This window comes from Streptomyces vietnamensis (assembly GCF_000830005.1).
GTDB classification, from domain to species: Bacteria; Actinomycetota; Actinomycetes; order Streptomycetales; family Streptomycetaceae; genus Streptomyces; species Streptomyces vietnamensis.
The window spans coordinates 7,691,967-7,709,636 of sequence record NZ_CP010407.1 but is presented as its reverse complement, the minus strand read 5'-3'; the positions used below and the strand labels follow the sequence as shown (position 1 = coordinate 7,709,636).

14 protein-coding genes are annotated in these 17,670 nt (G+C 71.1%); 5 read left to right on the top strand and 9 right to left on the bottom strand.

Features of this window, described 5'->3' with window-relative positions:
* Positions 1 to 182: 182 nt before the first annotated feature.
* The 9 genes from pntB to SVTN_RS34385 all read right to left on the bottom strand — a co-directional run bounded on the left by pntB (position 183) and on the right by SVTN_RS34385 (position 10,319).
* Entirely contained in the window at positions 183 to 1,601 is a 1,419-nt protein-coding gene (pntB, locus tag SVTN_RS34425) for a Re/Si-specific NAD(P)(+) transhydrogenase subunit beta (RefSeq protein ID WP_041132598.1), read from the bottom strand.
* Position 1,602: 1 nt separating this feature from the next.
* Positions 1,603 to 3,126, bottom strand: coding sequence for a Re/Si-specific NAD(P)(+) transhydrogenase subunit alpha (locus SVTN_RS34420; protein ID WP_041132597.1), 1,524 nt, complete (start codon positions 3,124 to 3,126; stop codon positions 1,603 to 1,605).
* Positions 3,127 to 3,463: 337 nt separating this feature from the next.
* Positions 3,464 to 4,723, bottom strand: coding sequence for an acyl-CoA dehydrogenase family protein (locus tag SVTN_RS34415; RefSeq protein ID WP_052499461.1), 1,260 nt, complete (start codon positions 4,721 to 4,723; stop codon positions 3,464 to 3,466).
* Positions 4,723 to 5,757 carry a phosphotransferase family protein gene (locus SVTN_RS34410; protein WP_041132596.1) on the bottom strand — a complete coding sequence of 345 codons (1,035 nt, stop codon included), beginning with the start codon at positions 5,755 to 5,757 and terminating at the stop codon, positions 4,723 to 4,725. Before SVTN_RS34410 ends, SVTN_RS34415 begins: the two co-directional genes overlap by 1 nt.
* Positions 5,758 to 5,845: 88 nt before the next feature.
* Positions 5,846 to 6,535, bottom strand: a complete 690-nt coding sequence (locus SVTN_RS34405; RefSeq protein WP_052499460.1) for an HAD family hydrolase — start codon at positions 6,533 to 6,535, stop codon at positions 5,846 to 5,848.
* On the bottom strand, positions 6,532 to 7,287 hold the full coding sequence (locus SVTN_RS34400) for an SDR family oxidoreductase (protein WP_041132595.1): 756 nt from the start codon (positions 7,285 to 7,287) through the stop codon (positions 6,532 to 6,534). The genes SVTN_RS34405 and SVTN_RS34400 overlap by 4 nt, the downstream gene beginning before the upstream one ends.
* 32 nt (positions 7,288 to 7,319) lie before the next feature.
* Positions 7,320 to 8,546 carry an acetyl-CoA C-acetyltransferase gene (locus SVTN_RS34395; RefSeq protein ID WP_041132594.1) on the bottom strand — a complete coding sequence of 409 codons (1,227 nt, stop codon included), beginning with the start codon at positions 8,544 to 8,546 and terminating at the stop codon, positions 7,320 to 7,322.
* Between the two features lie 149 nt (positions 8,547 to 8,695).
* Positions 8,696 to 9,247, bottom strand: coding sequence for a TetR/AcrR family transcriptional regulator (locus SVTN_RS34390; protein ID WP_041132593.1), 552 nt, complete (start codon positions 9,245 to 9,247; stop codon positions 8,696 to 8,698).
* 286 nt (positions 9,248 to 9,533) lie between these two features.
* The gene (locus tag SVTN_RS34385; protein WP_041132592.1) at positions 9,534 to 10,319 is read right to left on the bottom strand and encodes an ArsR/SmtB family transcription factor; all 786 of its coding nucleotides are present in this window, start codon (positions 10,317 to 10,319) and stop codon (positions 9,534 to 9,536) included.
* Between the two features lie 60 nt (positions 10,320 to 10,379).
* Here SVTN_RS34385 and SVTN_RS34380 point away from each other — a divergent pair, with 60 nt between their 5' ends.
* From SVTN_RS34380 to SVTN_RS34360, 5 genes are all read left to right on the top strand, one after another.
* On the top strand, positions 10,380 to 11,888 hold the full coding sequence (locus SVTN_RS34380) for an MFS transporter (RefSeq protein WP_063782300.1): 1,509 nt from the start codon (positions 10,380 to 10,382) through the stop codon (positions 11,886 to 11,888).
* A 211-nt stretch (positions 11,889 to 12,099) separates the two neighbouring features.
* Positions 12,100 to 13,026 (top strand): ABC transporter permease, encoded by a 927-nt coding sequence (locus SVTN_RS34375; protein WP_245727749.1) that lies wholly within the window; start codon positions 12,100 to 12,102, stop codon positions 13,024 to 13,026.
* A gap of 58 nt (positions 13,027 to 13,084) precedes the next feature.
* Positions 13,085 to 14,875: an ABC transporter substrate-binding protein gene (locus SVTN_RS34370; RefSeq protein WP_052499458.1), complete on the top strand. Its 1,791-nt coding sequence runs from the start codon at positions 13,085 to 13,087 to the stop codon at positions 14,873 to 14,875.
* Positions 14,876 to 14,887: 12 nt separating this feature from the next.
* Complete coding sequence (locus SVTN_RS34365) at positions 14,888 to 15,880, top strand: ABC transporter permease (RefSeq protein WP_041132591.1); 993 nt, start codon at positions 14,888 to 14,890, stop codon at positions 15,878 to 15,880.
* The gene (locus tag SVTN_RS34360; protein ID WP_041132590.1) at positions 15,877 to 17,568 is read left to right on the top strand and encodes a dipeptide ABC transporter ATP-binding protein; all 1,692 of its coding nucleotides are present in this window, start codon (positions 15,877 to 15,879) and stop codon (positions 17,566 to 17,568) included. The genes SVTN_RS34365 and SVTN_RS34360 overlap by 4 nt, the downstream gene beginning before the upstream one ends.
* Positions 17,569 to 17,670 lie beyond the last annotated feature (102 nt).

Sequence of the window (17,670 nt, the reverse complement as noted above, 5' to 3'; positions counted from 1 at the left end):
GGCCCCGTGACGGAGAAGTGGCTCTCGCCGCCACGGAGTTGCCGGCCAGGAGGGGCCCTGCGTGCCGTGCGCGGTGTTCGGCGCGCAGGGGCCCTTCCGTGAAGGGCCCCTCCTGCTTCAGGAGGGGCCGCTCGTCCGTCGCGCGGGGACGATCCGATGATCCGGCAGAAGGAAACTCCCGGTCAGAGCGCGCCGACGATGTCCTCCACCCGGGCCTTCGCGTCGCCGAAGAGCATCGCGGTGTTCTCGCGGAAGAACAGCGGGTTCTGTACGCCCGCGTAGCCGGAGGCCATCGAGCGCTTGAAGACGATGACCTTGTTGGCCTCCCAGACCGTGAGGACGGGCATGCCGGCGATCGGGCTGCTGGGGTCCTCCGCGCCGGCCGGGTTGACCGTGTCGTTGGCGCCGATGACGAGGACGACGTCGGTGTCGGCGAAGTCCTCGTTGATCTCGTCCATCTCGAGGACGATGTCGTACGGCACCTTCGCCTCGGCGAGGAGGACGTTCATGTGGCCGGGCAGGCGGCCCGCGACCGGGTGGATGCCGAAGCGTACGTCGACGCCCTTCGCCCGCAGCTTCGAGGTGAGCTCGGCGACCGGGTACTGCGCCTGGGCCACGGCCATGCCGTAGCCGGGCGTGATGACCACCGACCGGGCCGCGCCGAGGAGTTCGGCGGCCGCCTGGGCGGTGATCTCCTGGTGCTCGCCGTAGTCGACGTCCGAGCCGGAGGGCGCCTCGATGCCGAAGCCGCCGGCGATCACGGAGAGGAACGAGCGGTTCATCGCCTTGCACATGATGTACGACAGGTAGGCACCGGAGGAGCCGACCAGCGCGCCGGTGACGATCAGCAGGTCGTTGCCCAGCAGGAAGCCGGAGGCCGCGGCGGCCCAGCCGGAGTAGCTGTTGAGCATCGAGACGACGACCGGCATGTCACCGCCGCCGATCGAGGCCACCAGGTGCCAGCCGAGGGCGAGCGCCAGGGCCGTCACGACGATCAGGAGCCACAGCTCCGGAGTGATCACGAACCACACGGTGAGGGCGACGAACAGGGCCAGCGAGCCCAGGTTCAGCGCGTTCTTGCCCGGCAGCACGAGCGGCTTGGAGCTGATCTTCGCCGAGAGCTTCAGGTAGGCGACGACGGAGCCGGTGAAGGTCACCGCGCCGATGAACAGGCCGATGAACACCTCGGCGTGGTGGATGCCGAGGGTGCCGAGCGCTTCCAGGGCCTTGGCCTCGTGGCCCTCGGGTTCGTGCTCGACGTTCAGGAAGCCGTTCCAGCTGACCAGCACGGCCGCCAGACCGACGAAGGAGTGCAGCAGCGCGATCAGCTCGGGCATGCCGGTCATCTCGACGCCCCGGGCCCGCTGCAGACCGATCAGTGCGCCGATCAGCATGGCGACGGCCATCAGGCCGAGGCCCGCGGTGCTGATGTCGCCGTCGATCGCGAGCACGATCGTCGCGACGAGGGCGACGCCCATGCCGAGCATGCCGAAGGCGTTGCCGAGCCGTGCGGACTCGTGCTTGGAGAGTCCTGCCAGCGCGAGGATGAACAGCAGCGCGGCAACGAGGTAGGCCGCCTGAGCGGCGATGGTGGCAGACATGTCAGCTCCGGTTGAACATGGCGAGCATGCGACGCGTCACCGCGAAGCCGCCGAAGACGTTGATACTGGCCAGAAGGATCGCCACGGACGACAGCACCGTGACCGCCGTGCTCGAATGCCCGATCTGCAGGAGGGCACCGACGACGATGATCCCGGAGATGGCGTTCGTCACCGACATGAGCGGCGTGTGCAGTGCGTGGTGCACATGGCCGATCACGTAGTACCCGATCACGATCGCGAGGACGAAGACCGTCACATGGGGCAGCAGCGCCGCCGGCGCGAACCCGGCGGCGAGGAACAGCGCCAGCGCGGCGACGGCCACACCGCCGAACCTCTGCTTCGCCGTCATCGGCACCTTCACCGGCGAGGGCTTCGCCTCGGCCGCCGCCGCGGGGGCCGGGGCCGCCGAGACCTGCACCGGCGGGGGCGGCCACGCCGACTCGCCCTCGCGTACGACGGTGATCGAGCGCTGCACCGGGTCGTCCCAGTCGAGGACCAGGCAGCCGTCCTTGTCCGGCGTCATCAGCTTCAGCAGGTTCACGAGGTTCGTGCCGTACAGCTGCGAGGCCTGCGCCGGCAGCCGGCCGGCCAGATCGGTGTAGCCGATGATCGTCACGCCGTTCTCGGTGACGATCTTCTCGCCCTTCACGGTGCCGACGACGTTGCCGCCGTTGGCGGCGGCCATGTCGACGATCACCGAGCCCGGCTTCATGCTCGCGACCATCTCCGCGGTGATCAGCGTCGGCGCGGGGCGCCCGGGGATCAGCGCGGTGGTGATGACGATGTCGACCTCACGGCACTGCGCGGCGTAGAGCTCGACCTCGCGGGCCTTGTAGTCGTCGCCCATCTCCTTGGCGTAGCCCGTCTTCGAGACCTCGACCTCGGGGGACTCGATCGACAGGTAGTCGCCGCCCAGCGACCGGACCTGGTCGGCCACCTCGGGCCGCGGGTCGGTCGCCCGTACGATCGCGCCGAGCGAGCCCGCCGCACCGATCGCGGCCAGACCCGCGACACCGGCGCCCGCGACCAGCACCTTCGCCGGCGGCACCTTGCCCGCCGCGGTCACCTGGCCGGTGAAGAACCGCCCGAACTCGTGCGCGGCCTCGATGACGGCCCGGTAGCCGGCGATGTTCGCCATCGACGACAGCACGTCCATTGACTGTGCCCGGCTGATGCGCGGCACGGCGTCCATCGACAGCGCCGTGAACGGCCGGCGGCCCAGCTCCTCGACCATCGCGGGGTCGAACGCCGGGGCGAACAGCGCGATCACCGTCGCCTCCGGCCGTACCGCGTCCAGCTGAGCGGGACTCGGGGCGTTGACCCCGAGGACCACGTCCGCGGCCGCCGCGTCTCCGACGGTCGCACCGGCGGCCTCATAGGCGCTGTCGGTGAAGCCCGCCGCGACACCCGCGCCGGAGTCGACGACCACCTCGTACCCCAGCTTGCGGATCGGTTCGATCGTGGCCGGTGTGGCCGAGACGCGGTTCTCACCTGCCCGCGCTTCCTTGAGGACTCCGACAATCACGAGTGTTCTCCGTTCGCTGCAGTTGCCGTCGACGACTGTTCTCTACTTCGACTCTGATTCGAGTCTCGACCTGATCAGAAGCGGTCCGCTCCCACGTCGACCGGAAGCGTGCCGGCGGTGTCATGCCACACCACTGCACCTACCCATCGCGAGTGACCGCTCCGCGGCACGGCGAACTCACCGGGGCCCCTGGTCGAGGATGGGCTCACGTTAGGGGTCCCCGGTCTCCTCACGACACCGGCGGTCCAAAGGGGATAGCTCATATTGACGAGCGACTCGTCGCGCTCCTACGCTCTCCGCCCCGTCGGACATCAGGAACGGGGCACGGGTCCTCGTCCTACGCGTGGCCGTCGGGCGCCATCGACGCCCGCGCCGCGCGCGCCTTCGCCTGCTGCCGCAGCTCGCTCTTCGCCAGGGCGTTCCTGTGGACCTCGTCCGGGCCGTCGGCGAACCGCAGGGTGCGGATGTGGGCGTACATGTTGGCCAGCACGAAGTCCTGGGAAAGACCGCCGGCCCCGTGGACCTGGATCGCCTTGTCGAGGATCCACTGCACCGTCGACGGGGTCGCGATCTTGATGGCCTGGATCTCGGCGTGCGCGCCCTTGTTGCCGACGGTGTCCATCAGCCACGCGGTCTTGAGCACGAGCAGCCTCAACTGCTCGATGCGGATGCGCGATTCGGCGATCCAGTCGCGGATGACGCCCTGATCGGCGATCGGCCTGCCGAAGGCGACGCGTTCCTCGGCGCGGGCGCACATCAGCTCGACGGCCCGCTCGGCGATGCCGATCGAGCGCATGCAGTGGTGGATCCGGCCCGGGCCGAGGCGCGCCTGGGCGATGGCGAAGCCGTCGCCCTCGCCGCCGATCAGGTTCGCCGCAGGCACCCGTACGTCGGTGAAGGTCAGCTCGGCGTGACCGCCGTGCTCGCGGTCGTCGTAACCGAAGACCTCCATGCCCCGGTGGATCTCGAAGCCGGGGGTGTCCCGCTCGACGAGGATCATCGACTGCCGGCGGTGCCGCTCGGCGCCCGGGTCGGTCTTGCCCATCACGATGAAGATCTTCGCGTTGGGGTTCATCGCCCCCGTGATCCACCACTTGCTGCCGTTGATCACGTACTCGTCGCCGTCACGGACGATCGACGTGCCGATGTTGGTGGCGTCGGAGGAGGCGACGTTCGGCTCGGTCATCGCGAACGCCGAGCGGATCTCACCGGCGAGCAGCGGTTCCAGCAGGCGCTTCTTCTGCTCCGGGGTGCCGAACATGTGCAGCACCTCCATGTTGCCGGTGTCCGGCGCCGCGCAGTTCATCGCCGGGGGCGCGAGGTGCAGGCTGCGCCCGCTGATCTCCGCCAGCGGGGCGTACTGGAGGTTCGTCAGGCCCCCGCCCTCCTCCCCCGGCAGGAAGAGGTTCCACAGGCCCCGCTTGCGGGCCTCGGTCCGCAGCTCCTGGAGGACCGGGACCGAGTCCCAGGCCCAGGGGTCCTCGAGCTCCGCCTGCTGCTCGTGGAAGACCGCCTCGGCCGGGTACACGTGCCGGTCCATGAACTCGAGCAGGGACGCGCGCAGCTCCTCGGTCCTGGTGTCGAACCGGAATTCCATCAGTACGTCTCCTTCAGTGCGGAAAGGCCGGCGTCGAGCAGTGGATCGACGGCCTCGCCGAGGGTCTCGAAGCCGTCCCCGACCGTGTGGCCGCTGCGGTGGCGGTAGTGGATGCCCTCGATGATCACGGCGAGCTTGAACGCGGCCAGGCCGAGGTGGAAGCCGAACCGGGACAGGTCACGGCCGCTGCCCGCGGCGTACCGCTCGATCGTCTCGGCCTCGGTGAGGCAGCCGGGCGCGCCCGCGACGGTGCTGACGCCTGCGTCGCCGACGACCTCGCCGAGCCGGTTGTAGACGGCCATCAGCGCGAGGTCGGACAGGGGGTCGCCGAGCGTGGCCATCTCCCAGTCGAGCACGGCCGTCACCCGGTCGTCCTCGTCGACCAGCAGGTTGTCGAGCCGGTAGTCGCCGTGGACGATGCCGCTGCCCGACTCCGTGGGGACGTCGGCGGCGAGCCGGCGGTAGAGCTCGTCGGCTGCCGGGAGGTCCCTGCTGTACGAGGCGTCGAGCTGTTTCCTCCAGCGGCGGACCTGGCGCTCCAGATAGCCCTCGGGGCGCCCGAAGTCGGCGAGACCGACGGCCGCCGGGTCCACCTGGTGCAGCGTGACGAGGGTGTCGACGAGCCGCTCCGAGATCAGCCGGGTGCGCTGCTCGCCGAGGGGGACGAGCTCGGAGGCGAGCCGGTACGGGGTCCCCGCGCAGCACGCCATCACGTAGAACGGCGCTCCCAGGACCTCGGGGTCGTCGCAGAAGCCGTACGTGCGCGGCACCGGGACCGCGGTGTCGCGCAGGGCGCTCATCACGCGGTACTCGCGGCCCATGTCGTGGGCGGTGGCGAGGACGTGGCCGAGGGGCGGTCGGCGGACGATCCAGGTGGTGGTGCCGTCGGTGACCCGGTAGGTCAGGTTGGACTTGCCCCCGGCGACCAGCGTCGCCGACAGGTCGGAGCCGGCACCGGGGACGTGGGCGCCGAGCCAGCCGCCGAGCCCGTCCAGGTCGAGGCCCGGCGTGGACGAAGAGCGGCCGGTCGTCACGGCACCACCACGGTGACGGTGTCGGCCACGCACACCGGCTTGTCGCCGCCCTCGAGCTCGACGATGCCGTCGAACGTCCGTGGGGTGGTCATACGGGGGCTCCGTTCGGCGTGGGGCGCAGCCCCGGGACGAGCGCGGCGAGCGCCGCGCGGGTGGACGGGGCGTCGACGTGCAGGTGGGCCCGCATCCCGACGGCTCGCGCGCCGAGGACGTTGGGCTCGGCGTCGTCGAGGAAGAGGGCGCTCCCGGCGGGGACGCCGAGGCGCGTCAGGGTCAGCTCGTAGATCGGGGCCTGCGGCTTGCGCAGGCCGACCTCGCCGGAGATGACGACGGGGTCGAACAGTCCGTCGATCCGCTCGCGCGGGTAGGTGTTGCCCCAGCTGTTGGAGAGCAGCGCGACCCGGACGCCGAGCTCGCGCAGCTCCTCGACGAGCTCGAACATCTCCGGGTCGGGGCGCATCCCGGCGAAGAGCCGGGACAGCACGCCGACCGGGTCGACCGGCCGGCCGTCGGTCGTCGTGAGCTCCGCGGCGAGCAGGGCGTCGAACTCCGCGACGGTCAGCTCGCCGGTCTCCAGACGGTGGACCGGAGTGCCGGCGGGCGCGCCGCGGGACATCCAGGCCTTGAGGGTCCGGGAGAAGGACTGCGGGTCGATGCCGTCGGCCTCGATCCAGGCCGCGATCGACTCCTTGACGGGCCGGGTGAGCACGCCGCCGTAGTCGAGGACGACGGCCTCGACCGCTGCGGCCGGTGCCCGTCCCTGCCCGGAGGCGGTCACGAGGCCGCTGCCACGAGCGTGACGCCTCCGTCGATGACGACGTTCTGGCCGGTGAGCCAGGCGGCGTCCGCGGAGAGCAGGAAGGCGACGACGCTGCCGATGTCCTCGGGCTCGCCGAGCCGCTTGAGCGGGTAGGCGTTCGCGAGCTCCTGCTCACGTCCCTCGTACAGGGCGGTGGCGAACTTCGTCTTGACGACGGCCGGCGCGATCGCGTTGACCCGGATGTCCGGTCCCAGCTCGACGGCCAGGAGCTCGGTCATCGAGAGCAGCATCGCCTTGCTCGCGCCGTACATGCCGATCATGGGCGCCGGCTTGACGCCGGAGACCGAGGCGACGTTGACGATCGAGCCGCCGTGCTCCTTCATCCACGCCCCGTGGACGTGCTGGATCCAGGAGAGCGCGGCCAGGCAGTTGGTCTCGACGATCTTGCGGGCGGCCTCCAGGTCGAGCTCGACCATCGGGCCGTACACCGGGTTGACGCCGGTGTTGTTCACCAGCAGGTCGACGCTGCCGAACGTCTCGATCGCCCGGCGGACGGTGTCGGCCTGGTGGGCGGGGTCGGCGGCCTTGCCGGTGACGCCGAGCGCGTGGGCGGGGCCGCCGAGGTCGGCGACCGCCTGGTCGAGCGTCTCCTTGGTGCGGCCGGTGATGACGACCCTGGCTCCCTCGGAGACGAGCCGTTCGGCGATGGCCAGGCCGATGCCGCGGCTGGCTCCGGTGACGATCGCGGTCTTTCCTTCGAAACGCTTCATGTCTTCGTACTCCCTGTCTCAGCTGAGGCGTCTCAGCTGAGGCGCTCGATGACCATGGCCATGCCCATGCCGCCGCCGACGCACATGGACTCGACGCCGAACTGCTTGTCGTGCCACTGGAGCGAGTTGACGAGCGTGGCGGTGATGCGGGCGCCGGTCATGCCGAACGGGTGGCCGACGGCGATGGCGCCGCCGTTGACGTTGAGCTTCTCCAGCGGGATGCCGAGCTGCTGCGCGGAGCCGAGCGACTGCACGGCGAACGCCTCGTTGATCTCGAAGAGGTCGATGTCGTCGAGGCCGAGGCCGGCGCTCTTCAGGGCGGCCGGGATCGCCTCGACCGGGCCGAGGCCCATGATCTCCGGGGAGAGCCCGGTGACGGCCGTCGAGACGATCCGGGCGAGCGGGGTGAGGCCGAGCTCCCTGGCCCGGACGTCGCTCATGATCACCAGGGCGGCGGCGCCGTCGTTGAGCGGGCAGGCGTTGCCGGCGGTCACGGTGCCGTCGGGGCGGAAGACCGGCTTGAGGCCGCTGACGCCCTCCAGGGTGGTGCCGGGGCGCGGGCCGTCGTCGGCGGTGACGACGGTGCCGTCGTGGAGCGTGACCGGGGTGATCTCGCGGGCCCAGAAGCCCTCCTCGATGCGCTGGACGGCGAGGTTCTGGCTGCGGACGGCGAACGCGTCCTGCTCCTCGCGCGACATGCCGAGGACCTGCTGCACGTTCTCGGCGGTCTGGCCCATGGTGATGTAGACGTCGGGCAGGGCGCCGGTCTCGCGGGGGTCGGTCCAGTCGGACGCGCCGCCCTGCTCGCGCTCGTGGGTGCGCTTGCCGGCGTCGCCGAAGGCCGGGTTGAGGATGTCGTGGCCCGGGATGTGGTCGCTGGTGCCGTTGGGGAAGTGGCTGACCGACTCGACACCGGCGGAGATGTACGCGTTGCCCTCTCCGGCCTTGATCGCGTGGAACGCCATCCGGGTGGTCTGCAGGGAGGACGAGCAGTACCGGGTGATCGTCGTTCCGGGGAGGTGGTCGTATCCCGAGAGCACGGCGACGTTGCGCCCCATGTTCCAGCCCTGCTCTCCGCCGGGCAGGCCGCAGCCGAGCATCAGGTCGGTGATCTCGCGGGGGTCGAGCTCGGGCACCTTCGCGAGCGCGGCCCGGACCATCTGGACGGTCAGCTCGTCGGCGCGCATGTCCTTCAGGGAACCCTTGCCGGCTCGGCCGATCGGGGACCGGGCCGTCGAGACGATCACTGCTTCGGGCATCTGGGCCTCCATTTACATGCTAAGCGGTTGCTTACTCAAGGTGGGGTCACTGTGCACCGGGCGGAGGAGAGCCGTCAACAGGCAAGGGGGGTGGGAGCGGGATGACTTACGTCATGTCGACAGCGGGGCGCGGGACGCCCCGGTCGTGGTCAGCGGGCCGCGATGCCCGCGATGAACAGGTCGGCGAAGGTACGGGCGACCTCGTCGGCCGAGGCCTCGCCCCCTTCACGCCACCACATCGGGAGGTGGTGGACCGAGCCGAAGCAGTAGTCGACGGCCAGTTCGGCGCTGACGTCGTCGCGGAACACGCCCTCGCGCTGCCCCTCGACGACGAGCGCGCGGAAGGTCTCGTGGTAGCGGCGGCGCTCGCGGCGCACCTGCCGCTGGTTCTCCTCGGCGAGCTGGTGCAGCGACCGGAAGAAGATCGTGGCGCTCTGGATGTTCTCGATCGTCGTCACCACGACGTCCACCACCGCCGCGTGGACGCGCTCCGCCACCGGCAGGTCCATCGCCACCACGGCGTCCAGGTGCTCGGTCTGCATCCGCAGCACCCGCAGGTAGATCTCGTGGAGCAGGTCGTCCTTGGAGGGGAAGTAGTGGTACATGGCGCCCTTGGTGACCCCCGCGGCGCGCACGACGTCCTGCACCGACGTCCCGTCGAAGCCCTTCTCCGCGAAGAGCTCCAGGGCCGCGTCCAGCAACCGCTCAGGGGCCGTACGGCCGTTGACGGTCGCCGGCCCCTGCGACGCCCCTGTTCCGTGGACAAGCCCGATCCCCTAGCGGCGTCGCTTCGGGGCGTACGTCTCCAGGTACGCGGTCGTGCCGCGGCGCCGCACGGGCGCCGGACGGGAAGCCGCCTGCGATGTCACCGGATTCCCGACCATGAACCGAGAATATCAGCCGGACCGTACAAGATCATCGGATGAACAGCCGAGTGCGGCGACGGGCAGCGGTCCGAGGTGCCGGCCCGTACGGCCCGCGGCGGGTTCAGTCGGCGATGTCGATCGCGAAGGCCTCCCGTACCCCGGTCCTGCCCGTCTCGGTCAGGTGCACGACGCGCGGCGACACTCCGTACCGCAGCCAGTCCAGGGCGAAGAACCGGTCGACCAGCGCGGCGCCCAGGGCGCCGGCGAGGTGGTGGCGCCGCTCGCTCCAGTCGACGCAGTAGCGCACCACCGGGCGCCGTCCCCGCATCAGGGCGTCGACGTCGATGCCGAACCCGGTGAAACGCCCGGTGCCCGCGGGAGTGAGGCCGTACACCGCCTCCCTGCCGTAGGAGGCGGGCCGATCGGGGCGACAGCCGGACGCGGGGTGGTCCTTCTCCCGCCGGAGCAGCCCCTGGTCGACGAAGCCCTCCATGAGGGCCACGCCGAGGGATCCCGCGAGGTGGTCGTAACAGGTGCGCGACCGCCGCAGCGCGTTGTTCCGGCTGTGGGCGCGCAGGGTGGTCATCGGGGCGGGATCGGGCGGCGCGATCAGCGCCAGCGCCTCCAGGGCGGCGACGACGTCGGGGCCGGCCAGCCGGAAGTACCGGTGCCGTCCCGCGTGTTCGTCCCGCACGAGCCCCGCCTCGGCCAGCTGCGTCAGGTGCACGCTCGCCGTCGGCACGCTCACCCCGGCCTCGGCCGCCAGGACCGTGACGGTCAACGGCCTGCCGTCGCACAGCGCCTTGAGCATCCGGGCCCTCGACGCGCCGGCCAGCAGGCGTGCGGTGCGCGCGAGTTCGGGCTCGGCCCTGTCCGCCGCCTCGGCCTCGTCCGCGACTTCGTCCATGGGCGCCATACAAGCACAGTTTGACGAATGCCTAAGTGTCGGGAGCCGAGGATCGTCGGCATGAGTACGACGACCGCAAGAAGCGCGGCCCACGAGGCGCCGCCCGCCACGACCGGGCGACTGGCCCTGCGCCCGCTCATCGCCCTCAGCCTGGGCCATTTCCTGGTGATGCTGGACGTCACCGTCGTCACGGTCGCGGTTCCCGCCATCCGTGACTCGGTCGGTGCCGGGGCCTCGGCGACGGCCTGGGTCGTCTCCGGCTACAGCGCCGTCTTCGGCGGCCTGCTGCTCATGGGCGGCGGCTTCGGCGACCGGCTCGGGCACCGGAAGGTGTTCCTCACCGGCCTCGGCGTCTTCGCCCTCGCCTCGGCCGGGTGCGCCCTGGCCACCACTCCGGCGGTACTCGTGGCGGGGCGCCTGGTGCAGGGTGCCGGCGGCGCCCTCCTGGTACCCACCTCCCTGGCCCTCCTGACCGCCGCCCACCCGGCAGCGGCGGCGCGGGCCAGGGCCTTGGGCGTCTGGGCCGGGACGTCCGCCGTCGCGTTCGCCGCCGGCCCTCTCGTGGGCGGTCTGCTGGTGGCGGGCCTGAGCTGGCGCGCCGCCTTCTGGATCAACGTCCCGATCGTGCTGCTCGCCGTCCGTCTGACCCGCAAGCACGTTCCGTCCCCCGTCGCCCGGGCGGGGGCACGCGGCCTGGATCCGCTCGGCCAGGTCCTGGGCATCGTGGGCGTGCTGGCGTTGGCGGGCATGTTCAACGAGGCCGGTACGCGGGGCTGGACCTCGCCGGTGGTGCTGGGCGCCGGCGCCCTCGCCGCGGTCGCCGGCGTCCTGTTCGTCCTGGCCGAGCGGTGGAGGGAGGCGCACGGTCCCGCCGGGAAGCCGCCGCTGCTGCCCCCGTCGCTCTTCCGTACACCCGGTTTCTCCGCCACCGCCGCGGTGGGCGTCCTGCTCAACCTCGGCTACTACGGCATGCTCTACCTGGCCACGCTCTACCTGCAGAACGAGCGCGGTTACGACGCGCTGGGCACCGGCCTCGCCCTGCTGCCCACGGTGTGCATGGCGATGGTCGCGGCCCCGCTCTCGGGGCGCCTGACGGCCCGCCACGGCCCGTACGCGCCGATGACGGGGGCGCTGCTGCTCGGCGCGGCCGGGTTCACCGGCTGGCTGCTCGCCGGCCCCGACACGCCCTACTGGGTGCTGCTGCCGGCCCTCGTCGCGACCGGACTGGCCACCCCCGGCACCGTCCTCGCGGCCACGGCCGCCGTCGTGCAGGCCGCGCCCGCCGAGAACACCGGTGTGGCCTCGGCGGTGTTCAACGTCGCCCGCCAGATCGGCAACTCGCTCGGCGTCGCCCTCTTCGCCTCCCTCGTCGCGGGCCGGGACCCGGTCCCGGGCCTGCACCTCTCGGCTCTCGTCGCCGCGGCGGCCTTCCTCGCCGCCGCGCTGCTCGCCCTGTCCTCCTGGCGCACCGCCAAGGCCCGTGCAGCGGCTGCCCGACCCTCGCCGCCGGCTTCGCCAAGGGATGCGGACTGTGATGCCCGTCTCTCGCGATCGGGCGATTCGCGGTGATTGGCGAGCATTTCCATTGCGGCAGCATGAACAGGGAAACACTCCAGACATCCAAGGCAATATCCCTAATCAACCTTCGAATCTGATGCGTTGCGGCGGTGTCGATCTTTCGATCTAATGCTCGATGTCTGGAGCGGTGACCCCGTCTCCGACGTGATCCAGGGCGTTCCTCCACAGTCGGCGCGCCCCGAACGAGCGGGAGTGCGGCAGCGTGGCAGCGGTATCGATGGTGGACGCGTTCCGGCGTGATCGGGTCGGGATCGTCTCGTTCTGCGTCGTCGGGTTCTTCGTGCTCCTCGCCCTCGCGGCACCCCTGATCACCGCCCTCTACGGCAAGGACCCGACCGAGCACTACGGCCAGAACGGAATCGGCCTGCTGAGTCCGGAGGGCCTGCCCCTGCTGCCCAACGGCGGCATCTCGGCCGAGCACTGGTTCGGCATCGAGCCCGGCCTCGGCCGTGACGTCCTCGCCCAACTCCTGTACGGCATCCGCACCTCGCTGCTGATCGCCGTCGTCTCGGCCGCCGTCGTCGCCGTCATCGGCGTGGTCGTCGGAGTGGCCGTGGGTTATCTCAGCGGACTCGCCGACCGGGCGTTCACCTTCGTCTGCAACGTCCTGCTCGCCTTCCCGAGCCTGCTGTTCCTGCTCACGCTGGGCCCGGTCGTCCAGACCCGCTTCGTCGCACCCGACGAGAACGAGCCCGCCTGGATGCAGTTCACCGTTCTCATCCTGGTCTTCTCCGCCTTCGGCTGGGTGCCGCTCGCGATGGTGCTGCGCACCGTCGTACGGTCCCTGCGCGAGCGGGAGTTCGTCGAGGCGGCCCGGGCCCTCGGTGCGAGCCGGCGGCACATCGTCTTCCGCGAACTGCTGCCGAACGTCTGGGCGCCGGTCCTGGTGCACATCACCCTCACCGTGCCCGCGATGGTCACCACCGAGGCCGCGCTGTCCTTCCTGGGGGTCGGCGTCAACGAGCCCATCCCCGACTGGGGCCGCATGATCTCCCGGGGTGCCGAGGTCTTCTACGACGACCCCACCTACATGGTCTTCCCCGGCGCCTCGCTCCTCGTCTTCGTCCTCGCCTTCAACCTCCTCGGCGACGCCGTGCGGGACGCACTCGATCCGCACACCGTCCGCTGACCCCCGCGCCTTCCCTCACCCTCATCCGCAACACCCGCACGACACAACGGAGTTCGTCATGCCCGCAATCACCCTGCGCGCCGCAGCCGTCCCGGCTCTCGCCACCACCGCCGCCCTGCTGCTGTGCTCCTGCTCCGCGGGGGCGGGCGCGGGCACAGGCGCCGGGCAGGGCAGGAACAGCACCGCCGCCAAGAGCGGCCAGCGGCTGACCACCACCCTCGGCACCGCGAAGGACAGCCAGGGTCCCGCCCCCGAGATCCCCGGCGCCCGCAAGGGCGGCACCGTCACCGTCGCCAACCAGGCGGACTTCCCGCACCTCGACCCGCAGAAGATCTACGCCGGCGAGCGGTACAGCACCTCCCTGCTGTGGGGCCGACAGCTGACGCAGTATCAGATCGTCGACGGCAGGCCCCGGTTGGTCGGCGACCTCGCGACCGACACCGGCACCTCCTCCGACGGCGGCCGCACCTGGACGTACCACCTGAAGGACGGCATCGCCTGGGAGGACGGCAAGCCCGTCACCGCGCAGCAGGTCAAGTACGGCATCGAGCGCACCTTCGCGCCCGGCTTCGAGGTCGGCCCCACCTACTGGCAGCCCTGGCTCACCGGCACCAAGGACCTCTCCGAGGCGGTGAAGAAGTACGGCGGCCCCAAGAAGGACGGCGACCTCAAGGCCATCGAGACGCCCGACGACAAGACCATCGTCTTCCACTTCCCCCAGCCGCAGTCCGACGTGCCGTACATGGCCGCCCAGTCCTCCTCCTCACCGGTCCGCGAGGACAAGGACACGGGCACCGGCTACGACGTGAAGCCCTTCGCCACCGGGCCGTACAAGATCGTCGAGCACAAGCAGAACCAGAGCCTCACCCTGGAGCGCAACCCGTACTGGAAGCCGGAGACGGACTCGATCCGGCACGCCTACCCGGACCGCTTCGAGTTCACCTTCGGCAAGGAGGCCCTCAACACCGCGCAGGAGGTGTTCACCGGCCAGGGCACCGGCGCGACCACGCTCACCACCAAGGACCAGCTGCCGCCGGAGCTGATCTCGACGGTCGAACGCGACCCCGCCAAGCGGAAGCTGGTCGTCTCCGGCAGCAAGGGCGCCTACACCCAGGACCTGTACATCAGGAACGACCGGGTCACCGATCCCGAGGTCCGCAAGGCCATCCACTACCTCTTCCCGCGCGAGCAGGCCCGCCAGGTCCTCGGCGGCCGCTACGCCGGCGACTTCGCGACCACCCTCTCCTCGCCGGCCGTCGTCGGCTGGAAGAAGTACGACCTCTACCCCGTCGCCCCCGTCGGCGACATCGCCAAGGCCAAGGAACACCTGGCCAGGGCGAAGACGAAGGTCACCAAGCTGACGTACGCGTACCCCACCGACAGCCCGGCGGACGACCAGGTCGCCCAGGTCCTCGCCGACGCCTTCGCCAAGGCCGGGATCAAGCTCGTCCTGAAGGGCCTTCAGACCGGCGCGTTCAACGACCAGGTCTTCGGCGGCGAGGACAGCCCGTACGACCTGTTCCTGTCCACCAACTCCGTGGACTGGCCCACCCCGTCGACCCTGCTCCCCCTCGGCTACGAGAGCCACCTGGACGCGGTGTCCAACACCATCCGCTACGGCAACCCGCAGGTGGACGAGGAGCTGGCCCGCATCGCGAAGATCGGTGACGCCCAGAAGAAGGCCGAGGAGCTGATCGGCCTGGAGGAGACGGTCATGAAGGACGTCCCCGTGGTGCCCTTCCTCTACAAGAGCGTCTCCCAGTTCCGCGGCGAGAAGATCGGCGGCGCCGCCATCCACCCGATCTACGGCGTCACGGCCCTGGCCGACGTGTACGTCAAGAACTCCTGACCTCCTGCGACCATGACCCGATACCTCCTCAAGAGGGTCGCGCAGGCCGTGGCGGTGCTCTTCGCGATCACCGCCACGGCCTTCGGGCTCTTCTACGCCGCCCCCTCCGACCCGGCTCTGATCGCCTGCGGCCCCAAGTGCACCTCCGCCCAGCTCGCGGCCGTCCGCACCAGCATGGGGCTCGACCAGCCGATCGTCTCCCAGTTCACCGACTACGTCGGCGGCATCGTCACCGGCCGCACCGTCGCGGACGTCGACGGCACCCCGATCCCCTGCCCCGCCCCCTGCCTCGGCTACTCCTACACCCTCCACCAGCCCGTCCTCACCGCCATCGAGGACCGCCTCCCGGTGACCGTCTCGATCGCGGTCGGCGCCCTCGCGGTGATCCTCGTCCTCGGCGTCGGCTCGGGCCTGGCGGCGGCGCTGCGCCGGGGCAGACCGACCGACCGTCTGCTGTCCGGCTTCAACCTGCTGGGCGCCAGCGTGCAGATCTACTTCCTCGGTTACGTGCTCCAGTTCCTGCTCGTCTACTCCACGGGCCTGTTCGCGCCCCCGCGTTACGTCCCGTTCGCCGACCGGCCCGGGCAGTGGGCCCTGGGCCTGGTCCTGCCGTGGCTGGTGCTCGGCTTCGTCAACGCCGCCGTCTACGCCCGTCTCACCCGCTCGCAGATGCTGGAGACCATGCACCACGGGTACGTCCGCACGGCTCGCGCCAAGGGCCTGGGCACCCTGCGCACCCATCTGAAGTACACCGCGCGCGGCGCGGCCGGGCCGCTGGTGCAGCTGCTCGGCCTGGAGGTCGGAGCGCTGCTCGGGGGCGCGTTCATCACGGAGACCGTGTTCGGGCTCGGCGGGGTCGGCAAGCTCGCCGTCGACGCGGTGACCGGCAACGACCTGCCCACGGTCGTCGGCACCGTCCTCGTCGCCGCCTTCTTCGTCGTCGTGTTCGTGGCCGTGGCCGACCTGGTGGTGGCCTGGCTGGATCCCCGAGTGAGGCTCGCATGAGCGATCGACCCGCACTGAGCGTCCGCGACCTGACGGTCACCTTCCGGACGCCGCACGGCCCGGTCCCGGCCGTCCGGGACGTCTCCTTCGACGTGGCCCCGGGTGAAGTCCTGGGCCTCGTCGGGGAGTCGGGCTCGGGCAAGTCGACGATCGGCCTGGCCGCCCTGGCCCTCCACGACCCGGCGCGCACCCTCGTCCGGGGCAGCGTCCGGCTCGGCGGCGACGGCCTCGATCTGGTGGGCGCGCCCGAAGCGGCCCTGAAGAAGGTCAGGGGCGCCCGGGTCGCGATGGTCTTCCAGGACGCCCTGGACGCGCTGTCGCCGTACCACACGATCGGCGCACAGGTGGCGGAGGCGTACCGCGTCCACCACCCACGGGCCGGCCGCAAGGAGGCGCTGGAACGGGCGGCGGCGATGCTGGAACGGGTGGGCATCCCGGCCGCCCGCGCCTCGGACCACCCCCACCACCTCTCGGGCGGCATGCGCCAGCGCGTCGTCATCGCCATGGCGCTGATCAACGGCCCGGGCGTCCTGATCGCCGACGAGCCGACCACGGCACTGGACGCCCGGGTCCAGCACCAGGTGCTCGACCTGATCCGCGAACTCCAGTCGGAGGCCGGGACGGCCATGCTCCTCATCACGCACGACGTGGGCGTGGTGGCGAGGACGTGCGACCGCATGCTGGTGATGCGCGACGGCGAGGCGCTCGAAGAAGGCCCCACCGAGCGGCTCCTGGCCTCCCCCGCCCACCCCTACACCAAGGCCCTCATCGGAGCGGCACCCACCCTGGACACCGTCCCCGGCACCCGTCTTCCCACGGTCGACGACCCGGAGCCGAAGCCGCGCACCAAGGCCCGCCTCCGCGCCGCTCCCGACCCCGGAGTCCTGGCCGAGGTGCGCGAGCTGCGCGTGGACTACCCGGGCCGCCGCCGCGCCCGCCCCCACACCGCGGTGAAGGGCGTGAGCCTTCACGTGGCACGCGGGGAGACCCTGGGCCTGGTGGGCGAGTCCGGCTCGGGCAAGTCCACCATCGCGCGGGTCCTGACCGGCCTGCGCCGCCCCACGAGCGGGGAGGTCCTCTTCGACGGCCGGGACGTCTCCGGGGCGGCGACGGACACGCGCCTGCGCCGCGAGCTGAGCCGGGACGTCCAACTGGTCTTCCAGGACCCGTACGCGTCGCTCAACCCGCGCCACACGGTGGAGCAGATCGTCACCACGCCCCTGCGCCTCCACACGGACCTGGACCGGGCGGAACGCGGGAAGCGGGCGGCGGAACTCCTGGAACAGGTGGGCCTGTCCCCGTCGCACCTCTCCCGTCACCCGCACGAGTTCTCCGGCGGTCAGCGTCAACGCATCGGCATTGCCCGGGCGTTGGCCGTCCGGCCCCGCCTGGTCATCGCCGACGAGCCGGTGTCCGCACTGGACGTGTCGGTCCAGGCACAGGTCCTGAACCTCCTGATGGACCTGCGTGAGGAGCTCGGCCTGTCGCTGCTCTTCATCTCCCACGACCTGGCGGTGGTGCGGCACTTCTGCGACCGGATCGCGGTCCTGAAGCAGGGCGAACTGGTGGAGGCGGGCCCGAGGGACACCGTCTTCGACTCACCGGCCGCCCCCTACACGAGGGAACTGCTCGCCGCGTTCCCGCACCACCTCCTGCCCGCTGCCGGCCGGCCCGCACAGCACGCCTGATCCCACCGCGGCCCCGTCACGGACGGGACGAACGCCTCTCCCCCATCAGAAGGACCCCTCATGACGAACACCCCGACCGATCCCGACTCCGTCCCTGACCTT

Coding starts and splice junctions, on each gene's coding strand:
- pntB (WP_041132598.1), bottom strand. CDS start 1,601: ATGTCTGCCACCATCGCCGCTCAGGCGGCCTACCTCGTTGCCGCGCTG.
- SVTN_RS34415 (WP_052499461.1), bottom strand. CDS start 4,723: ATGGAATTCCGGTTCGACACCAGGACCGAGGAGCTGCGCGCGTCCCTG.
- SVTN_RS34400 (WP_041132595.1), bottom strand. CDS start 7,287: ATGAAGCGTTTCGAAGGAAAGACCGCGATCGTCACCGGAGCCAGCCGC.
- SVTN_RS34395 (WP_041132594.1), bottom strand. CDS start 8,546: ATGCCCGAAGCAGTGATCGTCTCGACGGCCCGGTCCCCGATCGGCCGA.
- SVTN_RS34385 (WP_041132592.1), bottom strand. CDS start 10,319: ATGGACGAAGTCGCGGACGAGGCCGAGGCGGCGGACAGGGCCGAGCCC.
- SVTN_RS34380 (WP_063782300.1), top strand. CDS start 10,380: ATGAGTACGACGACCGCAAGAAGCGCGGCCCACGAGGCGCCGCCCGCC.
- SVTN_RS34370 (WP_052499458.1), top strand. CDS start 13,085: ATGCCCGCAATCACCCTGCGCGCCGCAGCCGTCCCGGCTCTCGCCACC.
- SVTN_RS34365 (WP_041132591.1), top strand. CDS start 14,888: ATGACCCGATACCTCCTCAAGAGGGTCGCGCAGGCCGTGGCGGTGCTC.
- SVTN_RS34360 (WP_041132590.1), top strand. CDS start 15,877: ATGAGCGATCGACCCGCACTGAGCGTCCGCGACCTGACGGTCACCTTC.